Raw genomic sequence first — 479 nt, 5'->3', positions numbered from 1 at the left:
GGTAATGTCTAAGGTCGAATTTGCCGTATTTGTTCCGTCACTGACCGTATATGTAACTTGTGGTACGGTTCCGTTGAAATTTAATACTGGTGCAAACGAATAACTACCGTCTGTATTTATGGTCAACGTTCCTTTTCCTGCAATTAATGTTGATCCTGCGGTCGTTGGGCTTACTGTTATTGGAGATCCTCCAGAGACCACAAAACTTGTGATATTTAAAGTAGTTCCTGCATCAATATCTGTATCATTTACATCTATCAATCCATTTTCTTTGGCAACCGTTAAGGTTTCATCTTCATTTGTGCTTCCAGTATCTGGATTCGCTTGCGGCGCATCATTTACTGCAGTGATCGTTATAATTTGATTCGCTGTTGCTGTCTCGCCATTTCCATCACTTATTACATAAGCAAATGTTGAACTTCCATTGTAATTCGCGGTCGGTGCAAAACTAATTGCCCCACCTGAAGTTACTGTTACAA

The 479-nt window shown here is 40.1% G+C and carries 1 protein-coding gene; it reads right to left on the bottom strand.

Annotation, left to right across the window (positions count from 1 at the left end; genetic code table 11):
• Nucleotides 1-479 (bottom strand): cadherin-like domain-containing protein (locus tag ES045_RS16520; RefSeq protein WP_189663137.1); only part of this gene is annotated, 479 nt, incomplete at both ends.

Origin of the sequence: Polaribacter sp. IC073 (assembly GCF_007997075.1) — a bacterium.
Lineage (GTDB): Bacteria > Bacteroidota > Bacteroidia > Flavobacteriales > Flavobacteriaceae > Polaribacter.
The sequence above is the reverse complement of the archived record's forward strand: the minus strand, read 5'-3'. Positions and strand labels throughout refer to the sequence as shown.